The sequence below is a fragment of the Pseudomonas sp. genome, from assembly GCF_030147005.1.
GTDB lineage: Bacteria > Pseudomonadota > Gammaproteobacteria > Pseudomonadales > Pseudomonadaceae > Aquipseudomonas.
In genome coordinates this window covers 12,405-33,827 of record NZ_JASLAW010000123.1, presented here as the reverse complement: position 1 = coordinate 33,827, position 21,423 = coordinate 12,405, and the positions used below count along the sequence as shown (strand labels likewise).

General features: G+C 58.8%; 28 protein-coding genes. 4 read left to right on the top strand and 24 right to left on the bottom strand.

Annotated elements, in window-relative coordinates:
- The coding region (locus Q1V60_RS11205) for a TIGR00730 family Rossman fold protein (RefSeq protein ID WP_300630258.1) at nucleotides 1-1,072 on the top strand (1,072 nt) is incomplete at its 5' end.
- A gap of 59 nt (nucleotides 1,073-1,131) precedes the next feature.
- Here Q1V60_RS11205 and recX read toward each other — a convergent pair.
- From recX to Q1V60_RS11085, 24 genes are all read right to left on the bottom strand, one after another.
- Complete coding sequence (gene recX / locus Q1V60_RS11200) at nucleotides 1,132-1,599, bottom strand: recombination regulator RecX (protein WP_300630256.1); 468 nt, start codon at nucleotides 1,597-1,599, stop codon at nucleotides 1,132-1,134.
- An 8-nt stretch (nucleotides 1,600-1,607) separates the two neighbouring features.
- A complete protein-coding gene (gene recA, locus Q1V60_RS11195; RefSeq protein ID WP_005785454.1) occupies nucleotides 1,608-2,666 on the bottom strand; it encodes a recombinase RecA in 1,059 nt (352 codons plus the stop codon).
- An 83-nt stretch (nucleotides 2,667-2,749) separates the two neighbouring features.
- Complete coding sequence (locus Q1V60_RS11190; RefSeq protein ID WP_300630253.1) at nucleotides 2,750-3,250, bottom strand: nicotinamide-nucleotide amidohydrolase family protein; 501 nt, start codon at nucleotides 3,248-3,250, stop codon at nucleotides 2,750-2,752.
- 82 nt (nucleotides 3,251-3,332) lie between these two features.
- Entirely contained in the window at nucleotides 3,333-3,833 is a 501-nt protein-coding gene (locus Q1V60_RS11185) for a lysis system i-spanin subunit Rz (protein ID WP_300630251.1), read from the bottom strand.
- The gene (locus tag Q1V60_RS11180; RefSeq protein ID WP_300630250.1) at nucleotides 3,821-4,378 is read right to left on the bottom strand and encodes a glycoside hydrolase family 19 protein; all 558 of its coding nucleotides are present in this window, start codon (nucleotides 4,376-4,378) and stop codon (nucleotides 3,821-3,823) included. Before Q1V60_RS11180 ends, Q1V60_RS11185 begins: the two co-directional genes overlap by 13 nt.
- Nucleotides 4,379-4,400: 22 nt before the next feature.
- Complete coding sequence (locus Q1V60_RS11175; RefSeq protein WP_300630248.1) at nucleotides 4,401-5,402, bottom strand: contractile injection system protein, VgrG/Pvc8 family; 1,002 nt, start codon at nucleotides 5,400-5,402, stop codon at nucleotides 4,401-4,403.
- A gap of 9 nt (nucleotides 5,403-5,411) precedes the next feature.
- Nucleotides 5,412-5,624, bottom strand: coding sequence for a tail protein X (locus Q1V60_RS11170; RefSeq protein ID WP_300630246.1), 213 nt, complete (start codon nucleotides 5,622-5,624; stop codon nucleotides 5,412-5,414).
- Nucleotides 5,617-6,000, bottom strand: coding sequence for a phage tail protein (locus Q1V60_RS11165; RefSeq protein ID WP_300630245.1), 384 nt, complete (start codon nucleotides 5,998-6,000; stop codon nucleotides 5,617-5,619). The genes Q1V60_RS11170 and Q1V60_RS11165 overlap by 8 nt, the downstream gene beginning before the upstream one ends.
- A complete protein-coding gene (locus Q1V60_RS11160; RefSeq protein WP_300630243.1) occupies nucleotides 6,000-8,234 on the bottom strand; it encodes a phage tail tape measure protein in 2,235 nt (744 codons plus the stop codon). Before Q1V60_RS11160 ends, Q1V60_RS11165 begins: the two co-directional genes overlap by 1 nt.
- 6 nt (nucleotides 8,235-8,240) lie before the next feature.
- Nucleotides 8,241-8,366: a hypothetical protein gene (locus Q1V60_RS11155; RefSeq protein WP_256657658.1), complete on the bottom strand. Its 126-nt coding sequence runs from the start codon at nucleotides 8,364-8,366 to the stop codon at nucleotides 8,241-8,243.
- Nucleotides 8,363-8,944: a phage tail assembly protein gene (locus Q1V60_RS11150; protein ID WP_300630238.1), complete on the bottom strand. Its 582-nt coding sequence runs from the start codon at nucleotides 8,942-8,944 to the stop codon at nucleotides 8,363-8,365. Before Q1V60_RS11150 ends, Q1V60_RS11155 begins: the two co-directional genes overlap by 4 nt.
- 182 nt (nucleotides 8,945-9,126) lie before the next feature.
- Complete coding sequence (locus Q1V60_RS11145; RefSeq protein ID WP_300630237.1) at nucleotides 9,127-9,633, bottom strand: phage major tail tube protein; 507 nt, start codon at nucleotides 9,631-9,633, stop codon at nucleotides 9,127-9,129.
- Nucleotides 9,633-10,799 carry a phage tail protein gene (locus Q1V60_RS11140; protein ID WP_300630235.1) on the bottom strand — a complete coding sequence of 389 codons (1,167 nt, stop codon included), beginning with the start codon at nucleotides 10,797-10,799 and terminating at the stop codon, nucleotides 9,633-9,635. Before Q1V60_RS11140 ends, Q1V60_RS11145 begins: the two co-directional genes overlap by 1 nt.
- A gap of 2 nt (nucleotides 10,800-10,801) precedes the next feature.
- Entirely contained in the window at nucleotides 10,802-10,975 is a 174-nt protein-coding gene (locus Q1V60_RS11135; protein WP_300630234.1) for a hypothetical protein, read from the bottom strand.
- An 84-nt stretch (nucleotides 10,976-11,059) separates the two neighbouring features.
- A complete protein-coding gene (locus Q1V60_RS11130; protein WP_300630232.1) occupies nucleotides 11,060-11,296 on the bottom strand; it encodes a tail fiber assembly protein in 237 nt (78 codons plus the stop codon).
- A 9-nt stretch (nucleotides 11,297-11,305) separates the two neighbouring features.
- Nucleotides 11,306-12,058 (bottom strand): hypothetical protein, encoded by a 753-nt coding sequence (locus tag Q1V60_RS11125; protein WP_300630230.1) that lies wholly within the window; start codon nucleotides 12,056-12,058, stop codon nucleotides 11,306-11,308.
- Between the two features lie 54 nt (nucleotides 12,059-12,112).
- Nucleotides 12,113-12,643 (bottom strand): hypothetical protein, encoded by a 531-nt coding sequence (locus Q1V60_RS11120; RefSeq protein WP_300630229.1) that lies wholly within the window; start codon nucleotides 12,641-12,643, stop codon nucleotides 12,113-12,115.
- Entirely contained in the window at nucleotides 12,640-13,278 is a 639-nt protein-coding gene (locus Q1V60_RS11115; RefSeq protein ID WP_300630228.1) for a phage tail protein I, read from the bottom strand. The genes Q1V60_RS11120 and Q1V60_RS11115 overlap by 4 nt, the downstream gene beginning before the upstream one ends.
- Nucleotides 13,275-14,270, bottom strand: coding sequence for a baseplate J/gp47 family protein (locus tag Q1V60_RS11110; protein ID WP_300630226.1), 996 nt, complete (start codon nucleotides 14,268-14,270; stop codon nucleotides 13,275-13,277). The genes Q1V60_RS11115 and Q1V60_RS11110 overlap by 4 nt, the downstream gene beginning before the upstream one ends.
- Nucleotides 14,267-14,599 (bottom strand): phage baseplate protein, encoded by a 333-nt coding sequence (locus Q1V60_RS11105; protein WP_300630224.1) that lies wholly within the window; start codon nucleotides 14,597-14,599, stop codon nucleotides 14,267-14,269. The genes Q1V60_RS11110 and Q1V60_RS11105 overlap by 4 nt, the downstream gene beginning before the upstream one ends.
- 12 nt (nucleotides 14,600-14,611) lie before the next feature.
- Nucleotides 14,612-15,220: a phage baseplate assembly protein V gene (locus Q1V60_RS11100; RefSeq protein ID WP_300630222.1), complete on the bottom strand. Its 609-nt coding sequence runs from the start codon at nucleotides 15,218-15,220 to the stop codon at nucleotides 14,612-14,614.
- A gap of 3 nt (nucleotides 15,221-15,223) precedes the next feature.
- Entirely contained in the window at nucleotides 15,224-15,739 is a 516-nt protein-coding gene (locus tag Q1V60_RS11095) for a hypothetical protein (RefSeq protein ID WP_300630221.1), read from the bottom strand.
- Between the two features lie 19 nt (nucleotides 15,740-15,758).
- The gene (locus tag Q1V60_RS11090; RefSeq protein ID WP_248749936.1) at nucleotides 15,759-16,097 is read right to left on the bottom strand and encodes a phage holin family protein; all 339 of its coding nucleotides are present in this window, start codon (nucleotides 16,095-16,097) and stop codon (nucleotides 15,759-15,761) included.
- A gap of 591 nt (nucleotides 16,098-16,688) precedes the next feature.
- Nucleotides 16,689-17,423 carry an XRE family transcriptional regulator gene (locus Q1V60_RS11085; protein ID WP_300630218.1) on the bottom strand — a complete coding sequence of 245 codons (735 nt, stop codon included), beginning with the start codon at nucleotides 17,421-17,423 and terminating at the stop codon, nucleotides 16,689-16,691.
- 265 nt (nucleotides 17,424-17,688) lie between these two features.
- Between Q1V60_RS11085 and Q1V60_RS11080 the strand changes: the two genes are divergently transcribed.
- From Q1V60_RS11080 to mutS, 3 genes are all read left to right on the top strand, one after another.
- On the top strand, nucleotides 17,689-18,177 hold the full coding sequence (locus Q1V60_RS11080; RefSeq protein WP_300630216.1) for a type II toxin-antitoxin system antitoxin SocA domain-containing protein: 489 nt from the start codon (nucleotides 17,689-17,691) through the stop codon (nucleotides 18,175-18,177).
- Nucleotides 18,170-18,541 carry a hypothetical protein gene (locus tag Q1V60_RS11075; RefSeq protein ID WP_300630214.1) on the top strand — a complete coding sequence of 124 codons (372 nt, stop codon included), beginning with the start codon at nucleotides 18,170-18,172 and terminating at the stop codon, nucleotides 18,539-18,541. The genes Q1V60_RS11080 and Q1V60_RS11075 overlap by 8 nt, the downstream gene beginning before the upstream one ends.
- Nucleotides 18,542-18,732: 191 nt before the next feature.
- On the top strand, nucleotides 18,733-21,324 hold the full coding sequence (gene mutS, locus Q1V60_RS11070; RefSeq protein ID WP_300630212.1) for a DNA mismatch repair protein MutS: 2,592 nt from the start codon (nucleotides 18,733-18,735) through the stop codon (nucleotides 21,322-21,324).
- Nucleotides 21,325-21,423 lie beyond the last annotated feature (99 nt).

Sequence of the window (21,423 nt, the reverse complement as noted above, 5' to 3'; positions counted from 1 at the left end):
ACAAAATGGCACCGACGTCACGCAGCAGGTTGACGCGCAACTCCAGCTGATCGCCCCCAACAGCTCGAATATCCCCTTATACCGCGACATGATCCTCACCGTGCTGCGCATGGCTCAGGACGACCGTGACCGTTGGAACGCCAAGATCACATTGCGCGCCATCCGCGAGTTGGACCATGCCTTCCGGGTGCTCGAACAGTTCAAGGGGCGGCGCAAGGTTACGGTATTCGGCTCGGCACGAACGCCATTGGAAAGCCCCCTGTATGCATTGGCCAGAGAGGTAGGCGCGACCTTGGCGCGTTCCGACCTGATGGTTATCACCGGCGGCGGCGGCGGCATCATGGCGGCGGCGCATGAAGGCGCAGGCCTGGAGCACAGCCTGGGGTTCAACATCACCCTGCCGTTCGAACAGCACGCCAATCCGACCATCGACGGCACCGACAATCTGCTGTCCTTCCATTTCTTCTTTACCCGCAAACTGTTCTTCGTCAAGGAAGCTGACGCACTGATCTTGTGCCCAGGAGGTTTTGGCACCCTGGATGAAGCCCTCGAAGTGCTGACCCTAATCCAGACCGGCAAAAGCCCGCTGGTACCGGTGGTGCTGCTGGACGCACCGGGCGGCGGGTTCTGGCAAGGCGCATTGGACTTTATCCGCAGCCAGTTGGAGGCTAATCGCTACATCCTGCCGACCGACCTCAAGCTCATACGCCTGGTGCACAGCGCAGAAGATGCAGTGGACGAGATCAACCGCTTTTACGCCAACTTCCATTCAACGCGCTGGCTGAAGCGTGAGTTTGTAGTGCGCATGAATCATCCGCTCAGTGATCGAGCACTGGCCCATTTGCAGGATGAGTTTGCCAGCCTGCGACTAAGCGGAGCGTTCCAGCAGCTTGCCTACACAGGTGAAGACCATGACGAACCGAGGTTCAGTCATCTGACGCGGCTGGTATTCAATTTCAATGGCCGTGACCAGGGACGACTGCGCGAATTGGTGGATTACATCAACTTGCCGGAAAACTGGGCGCAGCCTCAGGGCGAGTCGCAACACCGAGTTGTGCCACAGCCCGCGTGATTTTTGCAGGCAAAAAAAAAGGCCCACTATTTTCATAGTGGGCCTTTCGTTTTGTGCATTCAGTCGTCCATGTCCCGGCCGCTTAACAAGCGACTAATCATGTCCATCGAAAACCCACGATAGCTCAGGAACCGCCCTTGCTTGGCTCGTTCTCTAGCATCGATAGGAAGATGACCTGAAAATTTGCGGCGCCAAGTCTCTTCTAACTGAGACTGCCAACTGATACCGCACTCACGCAGGGCGAGATCGATATCGGCACGTTGCAGGCCACGCTGGCTCAATTCTTCACGGATCCGCGCAGGGCCATAACCAGAGCGCGCGCGGTAGGAGACAAAGCTTTCCAGGTATCGCGATTCCGACAACAGCCCTTCTTCCGTCAACCGGTCGAGAGCTGTTTCGATCATTTCAGACTCTGCGCCGCGCTGACGCAATTTTCGCGTCAGCTCGACCCGACCATGCTCGCGACGTGCGAGCAGGTCCATCGCAGTGCGCCGAACGGCGACGAGTGTATCCAGTACAACAGTCATCGATTGCTTCAGATATCAGTGTCGGCTTCTTCCATCTCGTCAACCGGCTCGCGGTTGGCGGCGGCTTTGACGTCTGGCGCTGGGGTCAGCAGCTTGTCGCGAATCTGCTTCTCAAGCGTGGCGGCGATATCGGGGTTGTCCGCCAGGAACTTGGCCGAGTTGGCCTTGCCCTGCCCGATCTTGCTGCCGTTGTACGCATACCAGGCACCGGATTTTTCGACAAAACCGTGCAGTACGCCCAGGTCGATCATCTCGCCGTTCAGGTAAATGCCTTTGCCATAAAGAATCTGGAACTCTGCCTGACGGAAAGGCGGCGCTACTTTGTTCTTCACGACTTTAACGCGGGTTTCGCTACCAACAACCTCGTCACCTTCCTTCACCGCACCGGTACGACGGATATCCAAACGGACCGAAGCGTAGAACTTCAGTGCGTTACCACCGGTAGTGGTTTCCGGGCTGCCGAACATCACGCCAATTTTCATACGGATCTGGTTGATGAAGATCACCAGGCAGTTGGCGTTCTTAATGTTGCCGGTAATTTTACGCAGCGCCTGGGACATCAGACGGGCTTGCAGGCCCACGTGCATGTCGCCCATTTCGCCTTCGATTTCTGCCTTCGGCACCAGCGCTGCCACGGAGTCGACCACGATCACGTCGATGGCGTTGGAGCGCACCAGCATGTCGGTGATTTCCAGGGCTTGCTCGCCGGTGTCCGGCTGGGAAACCAGCAGGTCGTCGACGTTAACGCCCAGCTTGCCGGCGTACTCAGGATCCAGAGCATGCTCGGCGTCGACGAACGCACAGGTGGCGCCCATCTTTTGCGCCTGGGCGATCACCGACAGAGTCAGGGTGGTTTTACCGGAAGATTCAGGACCGTAGATCTCAACGATACGGCCTTTAGGCAGGCCGCCAATGCCGAGCGCGATGTCCAGACCCAGAGAGCCAGTGGAAATAGCCGGGATCGCCTGACGGTCGTGATCGCCCATACGCATTACGGCACCCTTGCCGAATTGACGTTCGATCTGACCCAGGGCCGCAGCCAAGGCTTTCTTCTTGTTGTCGTCCATTAAAGTCCTCACGTAATCAATAAGGCCTGACGGCCAACACCTGTATAAGTAGACAGTATTGTTCCACAAAGATCGGAGATCGCCTACCCCTGTTTTTCTATTTCTGCTGCAGCTCGTCGCAACAAGCCCTCCAGCGCGGCCTTTACCGTTTGTCGGCGGACTTCATCGCGGTTGCCGGGGAAGTGCGCAAGCTCGGCCGTAACCTCATCGCCCACGCCGAACGCCAGCCATACCGTACCCACCGGCTTGTCCGGCGAACCACCGTCCGGGCCCGCCACGCCGCTGACCGCAACGGCAAATCGTGCCAGGCTTTTTTCCTGCGCGCCGCGGGCCATCGCCTCCACCACTTCCTGGCTGACGGCGCCCACTTTGGAAAACAGCTTTTCCGGCACGTTCAATTGCCGAGCCTTCTGCCGGTTGGAATAGGTGACATAGCCCGCCTCGAACCACGCAGAACTGCCCGGTATCCGCGTAATGGCCTCGGCAATACCGCCACCGGTGCAGGACTCGGCGGTAGTAACGTGAGCATTGAGCACCTGCAAACGGCGGCCCAGTTCGGCAGCCAGTTGAGTGATTTCCTTCACGGTCGTCTCCATGAGTGGGCGGGGGGTTCGCCTACCCTACAGGAGCCCATCGACCATGCAAGATCCAGAGTGCATCAAGAGACTAACGCCCGACAGCCCGCACATACGCCTGACAGGCACGCAAGGCGATCAGGGCGTTATCGCCGTCGTCGGTGATGCGGATAATTCGTTGAGCATGCGCCGGGTCAAGTCGGGCTCGTGGGGCTGCATGAACCACTCCGCCGGGGGTGGCGCAGGCTGGCACTGGCGCGCAGCTGGCGGTATCGGTGGTGTCGAGAAGGACTGACAACCGCACATCAGCAGTGGCCAGGCGGTCACGCAGAGCAGCTTGGTTATGTTGGGCATTGGTTAATTCCTGGGTGTATTGTCGGTCGCTGATGTTGAGCTGTTGCTCAAGGGCCAGGCGCTTTTCCTGTTCCGTCCTCTGCCGATTCAGCGCCGCCTGGTTTTGCTGGTTCAACGCTTGCAAATGGGAAGCGGCCTGACGCTCAAGCTGCGCACCATAGCGCCAGGCCTGCACTTGCCACACCACCGCCATGAGCAGGCATATACCGATCCATCGCAACGCACCTAGGAAACGCATAGCACCGCCTTCGCCCGCTCCCAAAATTGCACGCGATCCTGCTGGCCGTTCAGGCCGCCGTTGATACGTCGGGTAATGGTGTTGAATTGACCTTTATCCGCCAGCTCATTGAGGCCATTGCTTTGCCAGAACCAGGCGGCGGATTCACACGCCCACTGCGGTTGCTCCAGCAACTGCGGTTGTTGCAGCAGGCGATCATCGCCAAACAAAGCCTGGCTGCACGATAGGTAGTTACGCCGTCCGGTTACCTGAATCAGTCCCCTGCCCCGGTATTTCTGGCCGTCACCATCGGCCTCCGGGGTATTGCCCAGGCGCGTGGCCAGGGTGCCGGTGTCGTACTTGCTGAGGTATTGATCGCTGCCCAGTTCACGTACATAGCGCAGTTCGGCGGACTCGTGGCCGATTTGGGCGAGGAAGGCGGCGATGCGCTGCGCAGTGTTGACCTCGTATCGAGCGAAAGCGGCATTCAATGGGGACAAAAAAATGCCCGCTCGAAGGCGGGCCCCAGGCATCACATTCAGAAGCTGGGTAAGGGTAATCAACATGGGGGTTACTCTGAAAAAGTGTCTACACCGACAAACCGCTGGCCTGGATCGTGCAGCGGTAGCCGCCGGTTCGTTTACCATTGGCGGTCACCGTCTTGATCGACCACCGCCCCTGCATAAAGCCAGGCCACGACTCGTCCAGCAGCAACAACCCTTCAGCGGCCAACGACGGGTTACCAGGACACACCACATCGATCTGCAATCCTTCTCGCCCCACACGCCGCATCTCTCCCTGCGCCGCCGAGCGAGCTTCGTCCTCGCTCTGGTAGCGCTGCGTCACCACCTTGAACGGTGCGATGCCCACCTCTACGACATGCTTTTTGCCGGCCGCCGCATCCCACCAGGACGTTTGCGCGCCGTTGTATTTGGCACGGCTGGTTTCGGTGAAGCTGGCGCTGATGAACGCGTGATCACCCGGACGATTGTCACGGGTGACGGACAACTGCACATCCGGCAGTGCCTTTCCCGACAACGATTTGATCTGACCTTTACGCCCAAGCACGTAAAGCTCGTCGATAGGCTTGGCCACCGCATCGAACCGTTTGGCCAGCCTTGTCAGAAACGCCATGTCGCTTTCATTGGTCTGATCGATGTGAGCGATCTGCTCGCGATCGAGTTCAGGCGCTACACGCGGGGAAAGTCCGTAGCGGCTGGTCAATTGTCGAAACAATGCACCCAAGGTTATCGGCCCATGGCTGGCGGTGCGTCGCTGTTTGAATTCATGCTCGTCGAACGGTGCCGCCGTAGCCACCAGAACCAGGCGCATCGGAAACAGCGACGGTTTACGCTGCGTGATTTTGAACACGCCTTTATCCGCCAGACCGGACTCAAGGTAACCAACGCGCAAGCCGATTTTCCCGCCCAGGTCAGGCAACCCTTCTAGGCCCTCGATATCGAGGGTCAACTTCAGTTGGTCGGATACGAACCCCGCTGTGTCAATATGTTCCCATTCCAATAGCCGCTCGTTGAACAACGCGGCATTGGCGCCATAAAGCTCCACTACAGGTGTGAATCCAAGTGCCATGATCGCTCCTTAATCCCAGGCTGAAACCGGCCGGCTCGCGGCAGGTTGCGCAGCCAATTCGGGCACCAGCACGCTGACGCCTGCCGACAATATCGCGCCCTTTTCCGCCAGCTCCGGATTCAAGCGCCACAGCGCTTCCTCTGCGGCATCATCACAACGCCCCAGCTCTCGGTAGAGCAGCAGGTTCACCGAGTCGCCAGCAATACTTCGGACCCTACGCATTGACGAACTCCCCCAATACCAACGTCCAGCTGATCGCCATCGCCGTACCGTCGTCGATCACGCTGGTTTGCTTTTCGCTTATCGACGTGATGGTCCACAAGCCCCAGTTACGCCCTAAGCCGTCCACCAAAGGCAATGGTGCCCGGAGGGCTTGCAGCACACGCAGCTCATCCAGGCGGTCCATGCCCTTGGCACGCGCCGCCTTGCCGCCAAATGTCAGGGTTTCAAGCCCCTGACCCACTTGGCTGGATTTGGGTTTGCCGGCAATGATGTCCAGGCTCACCCACCCACCAGTGCTCCCGCGATCAAGGGTGTCGTAGACGAACCCGCGGGACAGCCCGAAAATAAACGTGCCCAACACCATCTGTTGTCGCATTACACAGCTCCATCGGTCAGTGCTGCGCCACGTCGCGTCGCCAGCAGGTTGTCCATCGACAGCGGCGTAAATTGCGCTTCGATTTGTTGCACCACGAGCGTCGCCAATTGCTGATAACTGGCTTGTTCCGGCGCGTTGATAGTGATTTGCGGGGCGAAGTTGATTTGACGGTTATCGGCTTGAGGGTTGTTGAGGTTGCTGCTGACCTGCGTGGGAGACGGCAAGCGATCCTCGGAACCCATCACTTTTTCAGCCAGCCAGGCACCAACGTCGCTGCCGACGAAAGTCCCCACGGCGCCGCCGACCACCTTGCCGACGGCACCGCCGGCAACGCCTCCCATCACGCCGCCCAACACCGTGCCGGCACCCGGCACAACCGAACCGAGCATTGCCCCCGCAAGCGTGCCGACAGCCCGGCCAACCGCCATGCCGGCGAACTCGCCGGCAAAACCACCGGCGACGCCGCCGCCTACCGAGCCCACGCCGGTGCCAACCGCTTCACCCAGACTCCCGTTCAGCGCACCCGTGGTGACATCGACTCCGGCTTGTGCCAACACCAGTCCCAACGAGGCTCCTTTGGCGACTTTACTTGCCTTCGACGTTTTGCGCGGGCGATCAGAACCAGACCCCGAACCCTGTGTGCGCTGGCCTGTTTGTGCGTCGTTACCCCGAGATTGCTGCGGCCGAGCGGACGAGTCGACAGCACCGCCGCCAGCGGCTCCTTCGCCCAAAATTTTCCCCGCGACCTTTTCGAATACTTTGTCCTTAACGGCACCGAAAACGCCGGAAATCACCGCCCCCAGCCCAGCACCTGCCAATGTGACGGCGGCGGTGGCATGAGGCAGGGCTTCAGCCAACCACCCCACGCCATTGACCAACCCGGTCATCGCCGTCAACGAGGGATCCACGATAGGCGCCAGAGCCGTGTCGGAAGCGGCTTCCAAGCGTGTCGTACTGGCCTCGTAGGCTTGCCGGCGTGCCTGGGTGGAGTCGGCGCGAACCGCTGCCAGGCGCAGAACAGAACCGTGATCCCCCAACGCCGAGGTGGCGTAGCTGGATGTTTCGGCCACCAGCGAAAAGGCCTGTTTCACGTTATCGATAACCGGCACAAGGCTCAGAATCGATTGGTTACCATCGAACAATTGCGTGGCGAGCGCCGCCTGCCTTTCGGCCGGTTGCGACTTGAGCGCCTCCAACACAGTAACCAGTGTCTGCGCTGCATCCTGTTTCATCCCGCCGGCCACTGCTTGGGGATCAAGTTTGAGCGCTGCCCAGGCGCTGCGCTGTCCAGGGGAGGCGCTATCGCCTTTAGCCAGTGCGGCACTGATTTTTTCCAGCCCGAGGCTGGCAGCCCCTTTGCTGTTACCTGCACTGAGCAACGCCGCCGAAAGCGCGGCTGCCTGCGCGGGGCTCATGCCGGCCTCCGTCGCGGCAGCGCCCTTACGTTGCACTACCGTCGCAATATCCGCCGACTCGGCCTTGAGCGAGACAACCGTGCCCAGCACGTTTGTCGCGTCGGCCAAATCCAGGGCCTGCGCACGGTCGAGGTGCATTGATTCACGCCAGCCACCCATGAGTTCGCCGGCATTCTTGACGTCGATTTTGAATGCCGTAGCCATGATCGCGGCGTCGCGGGCGAACTGCTGCAGGTCTTCCCGTCGCCCGGCCTGGTCGATATTGCCTGAAGCGTCAACCCGCTCACTGCCGATACCCGATTTGGCGGCAACGTACTCGACCTTCGCAAGATCCACCGCGCTTGCGCCACTGGCCGCCACCATTGGCTCGGACGCCATGGCGAGGTTGGCTTCGCGCATTGACTTGCGCTCGCGTCCTTCAAGTTGCAACAGCTGGCCCAGGTCAGTCATCACGGCGTCCAGTGCCTGCGACCGTGTCCCCGTGTTGGCCACCGTGTGGGTGCTCGTATCGCTCGCCCCCGCCGCCTCGACGGCGTCGGCTTGCCGGGCGTCCATTACTTTGAGCAACGAAGCGTTGAACAGCTCGAGCGTCTCCACGAGTCGCCCCTGGCCTTCGGCCAGATGATTGATCTGCAGGCTGGCATCGGCCAATGCCAATGCCAGGTTCACAGCATTCTCCGGCACAGCCTCAACCGGGCTCGCCAGCGTTTGTCCGATAGGATTGAGGCTGGCCTGCGCCCCCGCCATTGCAAGTGAGCGCTGAATCATCACGCCGTCCTTGGCGATGGCTGACTCGGCTTCTTTATTACTGTCTGCCATCCCGCTCTACTCCTGTTTAACGCCAAGGCGACTGATCGCGATGTCGTAGCGGCGCAATGCCTTCCCGGCGTCCCAGTCGAGGATTTCCGCTTCGTTTACCGAATAAACCAGCGGTACTACATCGAGGATCACTTCGATGTCGCGTTCCGAAAGAAGTCCGCCGGTTTGTTTAAAAAATCGTCGATGCGCCCCTGCAGTTCCGTCCAGTCGGGCACGGTCAGGCCGGCGAGATCCGGAATCATCAGGCCGGAACAGTGAGCGGTGATGAACTCGGCACGCTCTTTGTTGGAAGGCAGCTTTTTCATCACCTTGGTGGCGCGCAGGGCAGGCATTTCCAGGGTGACGTGGGTGAGCGTGCGACCGCTCGCTTGGAGCGGAAGCAGCAGCGCGACCTGCTCGGAGGTCGACGATTCGCGTGGCACATCGGCCTGGTCGAGAAAGAAAGATGCAGGCTGGGTCGACATCTCGTGTACGTACTGCGCGATGCTGACGTAGTCCGGACGCTTGAGCTGGTCGAGTTCTTTTTCCGACAGGCCAGTGGCGAGCTTGGCCAGTTCGAAAAACTGGTCATCCTCGTCATCACCAGCGCGCGCCAGGGCTTCTTTCTGTGGCGCGTAGAACAACGGTTTTAGTTGAATCTGCTCGATCACGGCACCAGTGTCGGCGGTGATCGGGGACAGCAGGATGTGTAGCGCAGGCATCCAGGCCATGGGGGAATTCCTTGATAAACGATATTGAATTGCACGGAAAATCCGAATCTGGGTACGGTCCATGTAGGTGCCTGGCCTGACTGCGATGCAAGCGACTCGATGTGTTTGATGTTCCGAGTTGATGCTATCGCAGGCAAGCCAGCGCCCACATTGACCGTGCTCGCTTCAGAGTGCGCTGGGGTTTAAGGCATCAGCACAGCGCGGCGCGCTTCGCCGAGAATGTCGACGCCGTTGAGCACGAACTTCTGGGTGCGCACATCGATGTCGATCACCGGGATACCGTTTTCCAGACGGTTGTAGGTGCGGCAGGACAGTTCCAGAGTGGTGACGGGCTTGGCATTCATCGTCAGCGCGGTTTCGCTCAGAGACTTCAACTTGCCGCCCACGGTGTGGTAGGTGAAGTAGGTCTTGCCATCCTGATCCTGGCCGGCTTCACGCACGTTCAACAGGATGTCATCACCCTGCGTGACGCCAAGCGCCAGCAGGACTTGCGCACCTACCCCTTGCAGTACCAGGGTTGCGCCCAGCGCCTTGGCGCTTTTGGCGACCTCTTCGGCAATGAAGCGCCCGCCGGTCATCTGGTCCATCTCGAACTCGATCTTCGGCGGCGTAAAGGAATCGACCGTGGCCGACAACGGCAGGCCTTGAAGGGTGGCCGCAATGGCCTGTCTGACTCGGTTGGTAAACATTAGAGAACGTCCTCCAGGAACTGCTCGATGATTTCATCGCGGGCGTTGAGTTGATAAACCATGTGTTCGTTCGGCGCGTAGCGGCCGTAGTCGATGACGATGAACCAGGTGCCGTTCTTGTACTTCTCGACGCTGTTCAACTCCGGGTGCAGGTAAACGCTGCCGCCAGGGATGGTTTCGTCGGCCACCAGGGTTTGCAGCCAGTCGTTGATGCGCTTGACCTCCTGGTCCATGAAGGACTTGGTGAGGTTCTTGGCCATGGCCTTCTGGCCGGCCTTGACCAGCTTGCGGCTGATGGCGTCTTCCAGACCGACGTAGCTGATGAATTTGCCGGTGATGGAACGGTTGCCCAGCAGCGAGAAACCGCCGAGAACCGTGCGGGCGTAGTAGCTCACGCCATAGCGGTTGAGCAGGTCGCCTTCGGTGGAGGTGTCGAGGATGTTGTACTCGACGACGCGGGAAACGTCTTCGGCAAAGGTCACCTGATTACCTGGGCTTTCCCACTGCTTGACCTTGGCCAGTGCAGCGATAGCCAACGAGGAAGGCGACAGAAACACGTTCTTTTTCGCGGCCTTGGAATACACCGACGGCATGTTGTGCACCAGCAGGCAACGGTCGAAGCCCAGGTCGGCACCGCCCAGTTCGCCGCTGTAAGTCACTTGATCGGCGACCGAAGCGTCCTTGCCATCGAGCACCACACGGGCCTTGATGCGCTTGCCGAAGGAGGCGAACTCGCCGGCCACGGCCTTGGTGCCGGTGAAGCCTGGGGCACCGATGATGGTTAGGTCTTCCGGCACGCTGCTCAGGGCAGCCAGGCCGAGTTTGCGCCCCGTGACGGGGTCGTTGCCGCCGATCACATTGTTGATCGTGTCAGCCGGGGTGGCGCCTTCTTCGACAATGACCACATAGACCGGCACCTTCACCACTTTGAGGATCTGGTACACCGCCTGGAACAGCGTGCCCGACTCAGTACCGCTAGGGTCCAGCAGCGCCTGGGTGGTGAAGCTGTTGATGCGGAACGGGGCGTTTTTCGGGATCGATGCATGGGCGTTGGGGGCGGTACCCACCAGGCCGATGACGTTATCGCCCAGGCCACCCATAGCCTCGGGAGATTCGGTGGCATTCACAGTGATGCCGTTGTGCTCGAAGTTCAAAACCTCAGCCATGATTATTCAGCCTTCTTGGAGTTGGAGTTGAGGACGCTGGTCAGTTCCAGGCGGCCGGCGGTACGCAGGGCGGATGCTTCGACGTCCAGCAGCTCCAGCTCCTCGCCGGCAGTGGACCAGTGGCCGTTGCCGATGGGGAAAGGGATGAGAACGGTGTAGGTTTGGCGTGTGGCCATGGGTAGGATTCTCCGGGTGAGAAACGCCAAAACCCCTGCGGAGAGGGGCTTTGGGGAGGCGAAAAAAAACCGCTTTCGCGGGTGTTATTTCAGGAAATCAGGTTTGGATGGCCAGAGCACTGTATCTGGATCTTCTCCCTGATCTGGAATATCACGCAGTTTTTGACGATACTCAGCAAATATAAGCTTATGGGTGTCGAGCATCGGATAGTCTGGCATTGCTGCATAATCACTAGCCGTCAAGTCTTGGTCCCTTGCCTTACGAATCATTTCCCATTTTATAATCGGATGGAGTTCCGCAGGTATAAATAGTGGTTTCATATTCTATCCTCAGCCTAGAGCCAACATCGTTCCCCAATCACCTGGGTTGGTTACAACGCCCGTGCATGCGCCGGCCAGCATGACTTCAATAACACCAGTTGATGAGTTCCGCATCGGGTGCAGATGGTAATAAGTTCCAAACAATTCAGTAGGAGAAATAACACTGGAACACCAGCGCCATTTGCCTTTTTTAACTCCAGTACTCCAAGCGCCAGACACCTCACCTTCCAAAAGACGCACGAAGGCGCCTATAGTCAGGTAGGAGTTCTGTGGCACTGCACCAGAGCCATTCGCAAGCGCCATATCGACAGTGTAAGGAAACGCAAGCCAAGGACTAACTCCTGACACCGACCACTTCATTTGCCACAGATGTACCAGAGTGCGCCAATAGTCGCTCGCCCTGATTTCAAAGTTTGGATATTGTTCACGCACGTCTGCCTGCACCTGAAGCAAGAAATCCACATCCGTTTGTGGACGTCCAGCCGCTTGTGAGGCAGAGGTGATAGTTCGCAGCTTAGTGGGCGACACTTCAGCATGAATACCCCAATTTTCAATCAGTGTTCCGTCGGTATTCGGGGATAAATTAAAGTTTTTGGTGACCGCTAACCTCGGGAGCCTATTTTTCAATTCCTCCAATTGAAATTCATACACCTGGCGGGCATCCGCTATCGCCTTGTCAATTTCTCCGACTTTTCCTGTAATTACGTTAGTCAAATTGTTTGCCGCGCTCACGACGGCAGCAAGTTGCTGTTCAGTACTCAAAATGAAAACTCCTAAACGCTTGGAAAGCGCCATGTAAAAGCATTTAAAAACGCTCTATTTTCTTTCGACTGCCATTACTCGAAATAGAACCCCTACACCGCGTGCCATATTGTCGATGCTCGCGGCCGATAAGACCGCAATTTCATCAGTCAACAACACATTCAAATTCTCACTCCCCACCACAATCGTCACGCTATCCGCCGGCAACGGCGAAATATCCAGCGTAAATTTTTGCAGCACCCGCGCCGCCGCCGCTTTATACGTCAGCAACTTCCCGGCCACGGAGTACACCGCCAGCAAAGTCCCACTGGCGAGGTAAAAGCCGAACTCGCCAATCTCATACTCGCCGTCGCCATCAAACAGCGCGGCCATCCTGAGTTGGCGCTCACCCAGGTCTTCGTAGTCCACAATGGCGACCCGTTGGCGCTCATCACGCAAGGCTACTTCCGTGCCGTCTGGGGTGTAGCGGCCGGTACCGGCGCCGATGTGGGTGATTTCGCCTTTGAGGCCTTGATTCTTCGCCTGCAGCACTTCATCCAAACCCTTGGAGGTGAAGCGCACCAGGCGCGTAATGTCATCTGTCATGGCTGCGCCCTGAGGTCGTAGTCGTTAATGGTGTAGTGCCGAGCAACGCCAACACTGTTTAGTCGAGCAACCAACGCCAATTCCGGCAGCGCGCCGTTTAAATACAACTCGCCATCGCTTAGCGGGGCATCAAGCACCTGCGTGAGCGCAAGCCGACCTTCGGTTTCGTGAACAACGGTAATCGTCGCCTGATCCCGCTCACTCTTCGCCGCATTGATACGCCGGATCAGCCGGTTGTGATCCCCACTGGACCAACTGCGCCCAATGATCGCCTGCACATCAAAGGTGTACGGCACACCCAGCGGCCGCTGCTGATACCAGGCGCTGATGTTGGGGGTGAAGCCCAATGACTCCACCGCGTAACTGAGTGCCTGGGGCGTACCGGCCTGGCGCTGGATCTGCCAGGACAAAGCCACGGTCAGGCGCTTTTCCGATTCGCTGGCAACGGCATCCCATTCGCTGACGCCTCGGTCGGCGGCCAGATAAGGAAGAAATACGCTGGGCGTTTGCAGCGGGTTCATCAACGCTGGAAACGGCGGTGTGATTCGCTCAAGCAACGTGCTGAAGCCTAAATCCAGGGCCTTTTCCAGCGGTGAACTGTTGGCCGGCAGCAAACTCGCTTTGGGTTCACTCATAGCGTACGCACCTCGACCTCAACACCCGTGCAATACGGGGCCTGGAACGCGCTGCTGACGATCGGCTCCAGCGGTTCAAGGATTTGCAGTTGCGCCGCTCCCGCACTGTGGATGGCATAGTCGATCCAGCTGGGGTCGACGCGCCCTTCCAGGCGATGGCAGGAATCGGCGTAAGTCTGCAACAGTTGCTGCGCCGCCACTTGAGTCAGGCCCGAGTCCGGGCCGGCGTTGATCTTGGCAACGACACGAATTTTGTAGGGTTGGATCTGTGCGCCCTGGACCGTGACAAGATCGGTTTCCGGCCGTACATCCGGCCGTGCGAAATGTCGACGTACACCGTCAAGCAAATCGGCAGATGGGGTACCGTCGCCCTCACGAGACAGCACGGTCACCATCACCTCGCCGGGCGCGGTACGTCGGCCGTTGCCGTCTTTGACCTGGGCCGCATAGCCGTCCGGATCGAAGGTGTAATTGACGGTTACCACGCCCGGCGATGCGCTCTGTACCTTGACTATTGGTCGCTCGCCGAGGGTGAACACTTCACGGCGATACTGCATCCTCGAGCCCGCTGCCGGGGCGTGGGGTGCCAGGTAGTAACGCAAGCGAGCGTCGTCGTCGCTTTCCAGAGTCGGCGGCACGGGCGGGAAGGCTGCCGGGTCACCGGGATCCAGCACCTGGCGTTCCAGGCCCATATCCGCCAGGCGTGCATCCAGGTTGCTGCCGGTAGCCCACCACGCCAGCATCTGCTTGATGCGTGCATTGTATTTGCGCTCATGGGTTTGCAGGCGCACGCAAAACGCCTCGAGAGCCAACGTCAGCAGTTCACTTTCGTTGTCGAGGCTGATCTTGAGTTTGGCCGCGCTTTGCGGCGCACGGGTGGCGACGTAATCGACCACGAATGCCTTGAACTCAGCCAGCAAGGGTTCGAACTCATCGACCGCGATTATCGCCGGCTCGGCCAGTTGGTTCTGGCCAGGGATCAGCATGCTCATGTCACGACCTCAAAGGATTGTTGGCGGTTTTTCCAGGTGCCGGCAAAGCGCAGCAACAGGCCAGCGCCCTGGCGGGTGGCGACGATGACTTGGGGCTGGAAGTCGCCGATGCCGTTCTGCGCGTTATAAAAAGCCTGGGCGGCATGGCTTTGGGCGAGCAGCAGCAGGTCATCGCCGAGGTTCTGCCCGAGCAGTTGCGGGATCAGCGAGCCATACAGCGGACGCTTCTGCCGCGTGCCTACAGGTGTGGTCAGCGCTCGGGTGGCGCGCTGCACAAATTGCAGCCAGTCATCGACGGCTGCCCCGGTGTTGCGATCGATGCCAATCATGGAATCTCCTTGTCAGGGGCTGATGACTCGACCTTGGTGGTCTATCACCGGGCCGCTGAAGTGGGCACCGCCGGCATCCAGTAACAGTGCGGTGCCGCCGATTTGCAGGGTGATGCCCTGCGGGTTGAGGATCAGGCTGGCGGCGCCGACCTTGACGTCGACCTGTTCACGCGAACCGCTGAACATCGTCGGCCCGTTGACCCAGTTGAAGGTGTGACTGGCATCGTCATAATCGCTTTGCGTGCCGTCTTGATGGCGCCGCCGGGTCAGAGAGGGAAGAGTGGAGACTGGCGGAAAGAGACTACTGTTGAGACCGAACAGAGCCACGGACTGCGCGCCTCCTTCCCCACCGCCGTAGTTAAGCAGCAGGCATTGTTCGCCCACCGATGGAATACGGGTTTCGGTTTGGGCACCGGCGCTGGGGTTGAAAAAGCGGATCGCTGGGGTGAGCAAATCACCGTGGCTGACCCTGCAGGTATTGCTGGCAGCATCGACCTGCTGGCAAACGCCAATCCGGCAGAAGCTTTCAGCGCGTCGATACAGGTCTTCGAGCTGGGCCTCCATCTCCGCCAGGCGTTCGACAATCGGCCCCAATTGCATGCGTAACAGCGCGTCGAACATGGGCTACTCCGCCAGTGGCTTGTATTGATCGGGATCATCGATGTTCGAGACGTCCCAGGTGCAGGCAAACAGTGGTTGGCCTGTAGGATCGTTGAGCAACGCGGGCCCGAGGTAGAGGGTTTGAGTGAAGGAAACGGTCCAGGTGTCGTAGTCCGTTGCCGCAGTAGCACCCACAGAGGGAACAGCGACAATATTCGTCGGCAAGTCGCACTGGGACTGGGGCAGGCTCCAGCGATTGTCCAGCACCAGATCCATCAACTGGCTGGCCAGGTCGCAGGCATCGAACGGCAATGCGCCGGGGGCAACCATGGCTTTGAGCGAAATGGCCAGGACATGGGCCTTACGGCCTTCGCGAGAGCGAATACCCGGGCCATTGCCTTCAACCGTGACCATCACGCCGGTTTTTTCCACGTCGCTGTGGAAGTCCTGGTGGCTGCCGACCTTGAGGTCCGGCAAGGCCGCGTGCAGCGCAGCGCCGATAGCCTGGGGAAGTTGGGATGGCTTTTCGATAAGGGTCATTTAAGTGGCGTCCTTGCGGTTACTGCGGATCCTGACGGGAGCCTTCATTGATCCCGATGCGCTTGGCCGCCCAGCGCTCATAGAGGCCGATGGCCACGTCGGCGCCGGCCATGGCAGTCAGGCAGCCAATGGCGCCGGCGGTCCAGATCGACATACCGGCGGCGTAACACAGCATCAAGGCCGAAACCCCGCACACCATGCACGCCCCGGACCTGAGCGCCAGACGCCGAATCAACGACCAGCCACGGGCGCCCTCCTTGTCGGCGCGCCACATTTCGCCGGAAACTCCGCCGATCACTGCCAATACGATGACCAGCCAGATAGGCATTTCCGCTAACGCTTGCTGTTCATTTGTCATGTCACGCCTCCTGGCTGAGCACTAGATAGTCCGTTTTTCAATTGCACATACTTCGATAGGTAGGCATTCCAAAAAGCCCGGTTGCCCAGGCTTTTCAGTAATGATGTCCTCGGACTTTCGGCGCTGCTGGCGCGGTACGGTCCTTTCCTCAATGTTTTTTCCGACCACGATCCCTGTCCGCCGGATAACTGCTTCTGGTGCTTTACGCTGCACACCCGGGTCAGTTGCCAACCCTCTGAACCGTTAAGGCCGGTTCATCGCTGCCTGTTTTTAACGCGATACAACTAAAGAGCGTCGGCATCCTTGCCGGTATTGCCTGGCATCCCTGCCATCGCTTCGATGGCTTCCTTGCCGATGTTGCGTGCCTTCCTTGTCTTCCTTGGCAGCATCCTTGCCGCCTCCACCAGGCCTTGTCGGCTGGCTTGAGACAAAGAATATGCATGTATGCATATACAGTCAATGCGTAAATGCATTTATTTTTGGCTCGATAATGCGTCAATGCATTAAAAGCCTTGAGGGCAAAGGGTTTGCCGGTTTTCGCAAGCCGAAAAAAAGCCCGCACATTGGCGGGCTTTGTCTTACGTAAGGAGGTTAACGGGCGTACATGCCCCACCAGAACACATGACCGAGGATGCTGATTTGCTCATCCTGGATATCCTGGAAGCTGTAGTCTTCATCCGGATGCTCATCCCGATTGAAGCTGCGCAGGCGAATCCCGGTAGGCAAGCGGTAGAGCTGTTTAACCCGCAGCTGTCCGTTGTGATTGATGGCATACAGGTCACCATCGACGATGTCACCAATCCCGCTCTTGCCGGCATTTACGCCCACAGTGGCGCCATCGCGCAGCACCGGCAACATACTGTTGCCACGCACCGTCACGCATTTGGCCTGGTCGAACTGCACGCCGTTATGCCGAAGGCTGCGCTTTCCAAAGCGCAGGCTGGCCTTCTCGCTTTCCTCGATGACGAATCTTCCTGATCCAGCAGCCAATTCAACCTCGCGCAGAAAGGGGATCGACACCTCGTCATCATTAACGGGGGTGTCGTCGTCCCACAGGCTTATGTCCTTGAGTTCCGAATGCATCGGGTCGCGCCCATCATCACGCAAAGCACCCACCGCCGCGCGCCCGCGCAACTGGTCGGTGCTCACGCGGAAGTACTCGGCGATGCGGGAGATGTGTTTATCCGAAGGATCGACGATCTTGCCGCTGAGGATTCGGGACAGTGTGGATTGAGGCACACCGGTACGCCGGTGAAGCTCCGTGGGGGAGATCCGGTCGCGGTCCAGCAGCTCTCTTAAGACGATAGAAACGTTGCGTTTTTGCATAATCGGGATATTGACGGGAGTTTTCGAGGATGGCAAATGCTAATTTGCATATTTATGCATTAAACCATCGATGTGGGCGAAACTGAAACAAAATACTGTATATACGAACAGTTAATTAGCCTCTATTATCCCGCTCTGCTCGAAATACCCCGAAGGGCAACCGAATGTAATAGGGCGAAGATTGACAGTGACCCTTGCTTGTCGACAATTCAGAGCCTATGTATAAAACTCTGTAACAACTTAGCCAGCAACGACGGAGGTGCTCATGGCTTATTCAGCTTTAGCTGTCGCTAACGCCTTCATTGAACGCGCGAAGGAAGGCAAGCTTTCAGGCCTGACGCCGATGAAACTGCAAAAACTGCTGTTCTATACCCAGTCCTGGCATCTGCGCGAGCGGGATCAACCGCTTATGGATGACCATTTTGCCCGTTGGCAATATGGCCCGGTCATTCCATCGCTGTACCATGAGTTGAAATCCTACGGCAGCCGGCCGGTAACTTCGCTGCTCAGCAATTTGAAGCCCGACGACGAAGACATCGTCTTCGTTACACCGAGGATTCCCGATAGCGACACCTATGCCCATCGCCTGATTGACCGAATTATCAGCAAATACGGCGAATGGTCCGGCCCCCAGCTTTCGAACCTCTCACATGAGGAAGGTACTGCCTGGGCACTCAGGGGCGCTGACGGGTCCGCCATGGACTGGAAAGACATGGCCGAACTCATTCACCCGCAGAGTCGCAACCGTGAGTGAGGAACTCGACAACCTCGACCTCAACCGCCCCCCGGCTACGGGGCCCGACCAGGACTCCCAACCGGGAGGCGAGCAAGCGGCAGGCGCGGACGATGAAAGAAACCAGAACCTGAAAGACCAAAAGGCCGAGAGGCAACTGCGCAAGAAATATGCGGGGCGGGCCTTTTGGTTTGCTGCCTGTGGCGTGATCTTTTGGGCGGTTCTACTGGTGTGGAATGGTTGGTCGACTTACTACTCGGGTAAAGCGCCGTTCTCGGATAACGTATTGATCGCCATCACCACGGCAACTTCAATCAATCTGTTTGCGGCTTTTCTCGGCGTTATTAGAGGCTTGTTCCCTGCCAGTGGTCGCAGGTCAAAGTAATAGCTACGCAGACTCCAGCAAGCCACTTCGTGGGCCTGTAGCGCATAACTGCTTTCTTCCCTCGGTATTACCTTCCCTTTTGCACCCTGCGAACCCTCGACCTCGCGTGTTAACCTTGCCGCCATCGCAAAAAATGCTGGGCCAAGCGCCCCCTTTGCCCCATCACTTTCAACGAATTTGCCTATTACCCAATGAGTAAAAACGCCTCCGATCTGTCCTCCCACACCCCAATGATGCAGCAGTACTGGCGCCTGAAGAACCAGCACCCTGATCAGTTGATGTTCTATCGCATGGGCGACTTCTACGAGATCTTCTATGAAGACGCAAAGAAGGCCGCCAAGTTGCTGGACATCACCCTGACCGCCCGCGGGCAGTCGGCGGGGCAGTCGATTCCGATGTGTGGGATTCCTTACCATTCGTTGGAAGGTTACCTAGTCAAGCTGGTGAAACTGGGCGAGTCGGTGGTGATCTGTGAGCAGATCGGCGATCCGGCTACCAGCAAGGGGCCGGTGGAACGGCAGGTGGTACGCATTATTACGCCGGGGACGGTGAGTGATGAGGCACTACTGGATGAGCGGCGCGATAACCTGATCGCTGCCGTTCTGGGCGACGAGCGTTTGTTCGGCCTGTCGGTACTGGATATCACCAGCGGCAACTTCAGCGTGCTGGAGATCAAGGGCTGGGAGAACCTGCTGGCGGAGCTGGAGCGTATCAACCCGGTGGAGTTGTTGATTCCGGACGATTGGCCGAAGGACCTTCCGGCGGAGAAGCGTCGCGGGACCAAGCGGCGCGCGCCGTGGGATTTCGAGCGTGATTCGGCGCTCAAAAGCTTGTGCCAGCAATTCTCCGTGCAGGACCTAAAGGGTTTCGGCTGTGAGACCTTGACCCTGGCCATCGGCGCGGCCGGTTGCTTGCTCAGTTATGCCAAGGAAACCCAGCGCACTGCCTTGCCGCACTTGCGCAGCCTGCGCCATGAGCGTCTGGACGATACCGTGGTGCTCGATGGCGCCAGCCGTCGCAACCTGGAACTGGATACCAACCTGGCGGGCGGGCGTGACAATACGCTGCAATCGGTGGTCGACCGCTGCCAGACCGCCATGGGCAGCCGCTTGCTGACCCGCTGGCTGAACCGGCCATTGCGGGACTTGAGCGTGCTGCAAGCGCGTCAATCTTCCATTACCTGCCTGCTGGACGGCTATCGCTTTGAAAAGCTGCAGCCGCAACTGAAAGAAATTGGCGATATAGAGCGTATCCTCGCCCGAATCGGCCTACGCAATGCGCGTCCACGTGACCTTGCGCGCCTGCGTGATGCCCTCGGTGCCCTGCCGCAACTGCAGGCGGCGATGACCGAGCTGGACACTGCGCACCTGCAACAGCTAGCCGTTACCGCCAGCACCTATCCGGATCTCGCGGCGCTGCTGGAAAAAGCCATTATCGACAACCCGCCGGCGATCATCCGTGATGGCGGGGTCCTGAAAACGGGTTACGACAGTGAACTGGATGAGCTGCAATCGCTGAGCGAAAACGCCGGGCAGTTCCTGATTGACCTCGAGGCACGCGAAAAAGCCCGCACCGGGCTGGCCAACTTGAAGGTCGGCTACAACCGAGTGCACGGCTATTTTATCGAGTTGCCGAGCAAGCAGGCTGAGTCTGCGCCTATCGACTATCAACGTCGCCAGACCCTCAAAGGCGCCGAGCGGTTTATCACCCCAGAGCTCAAAGCGTTCGAAGACAAGGCGCTGTCGGCCAAGAGCCGTGCGCTGGCTCGAGAAAAAATGCTCTATGAAGCCCTGCTCGAAGACTTGATCAGCCGCCTGGCGCCATTGCAGGACACCGCCGCCGCCCTCGCGGAGCTGGATGTGCTGAGCAACCTCGCGGAGCGTGCGTTGAACCTGGATTTGAACTGCCCGCGGTTTGTCAGCGAGCCGTGCATGCGCATCGTCCAGGGGCGCCACCCGGTGGTGGAGCAGGTGCTGACTACGCCGTTCGTCGCCAACGACCTGTCCCTGGATGACGACACCCGCATGCTGGTGATTACCGGCCCGAACATGGGTGGTAAATCCACCTACATGCGCCAGACCGCCTTGATCGTACTGCTGGCCCACATCGGCAGCTTCGTGCCGGCGGCCAGTTGCGAGCTGTCCCTGGTGGACCGGATCTTTACCCGGATCGGTTCCAGTGACGACCTGGCCGGTGGGCGCTCGACGTTTATGGTGGAAATGAGCGAAACCGCCAACATTCTGCATAACGCCACCGACCGTAGCCTGGTGCTGATGGACGAAGTGGGACGCGGCACCAGCACGTTCGACGGCCTGTCGCTGGCATGGGCGGCGGCAGAGCGTCTGGCACACTTGCGCGCCTATACGCTGTTTGCTACCCACTACTTCGAACTGACGGTATTACCGGAAAGCGAGCCGCTGGTAGCCAACGTGCACCTCAATGCCACCGAGCACAACGAACGCATCGTGTTCCTGCACCACGTGCTGCCGGGCCCGGCCAGCCAGAGTTATGGGTTGGCGGTCGCACAGTTGGCCGGTGTGCCGACTGACGTGATTACCCGCGCGCGCGAACACCTCAGCCGCCTGGAAACCACCGCCCTGCCCCATGAAACCGTGGTTGCCAGCCCCGCCAAGGCCAGCAGGAAATCCGCCGTGCCACACCAGAGCGACCTGTTTGCCAGCCTGCCCCATCCGGTACTGGATGAGTTGGCTAAGCTTGACTTGGATGACGTGACGCCGCGCAAAGCGCTCGAAATGTTATATGCACTGAAGACTCGGATATAACGCAGACGCTTGCAAGCTGGTAGACTCTCGCGCGGTTTGGGATGCTGCGGCTTTTAGCCTGGCCTGCAGACTATCGCTCCCGAACCTCGCGAGCCCTGC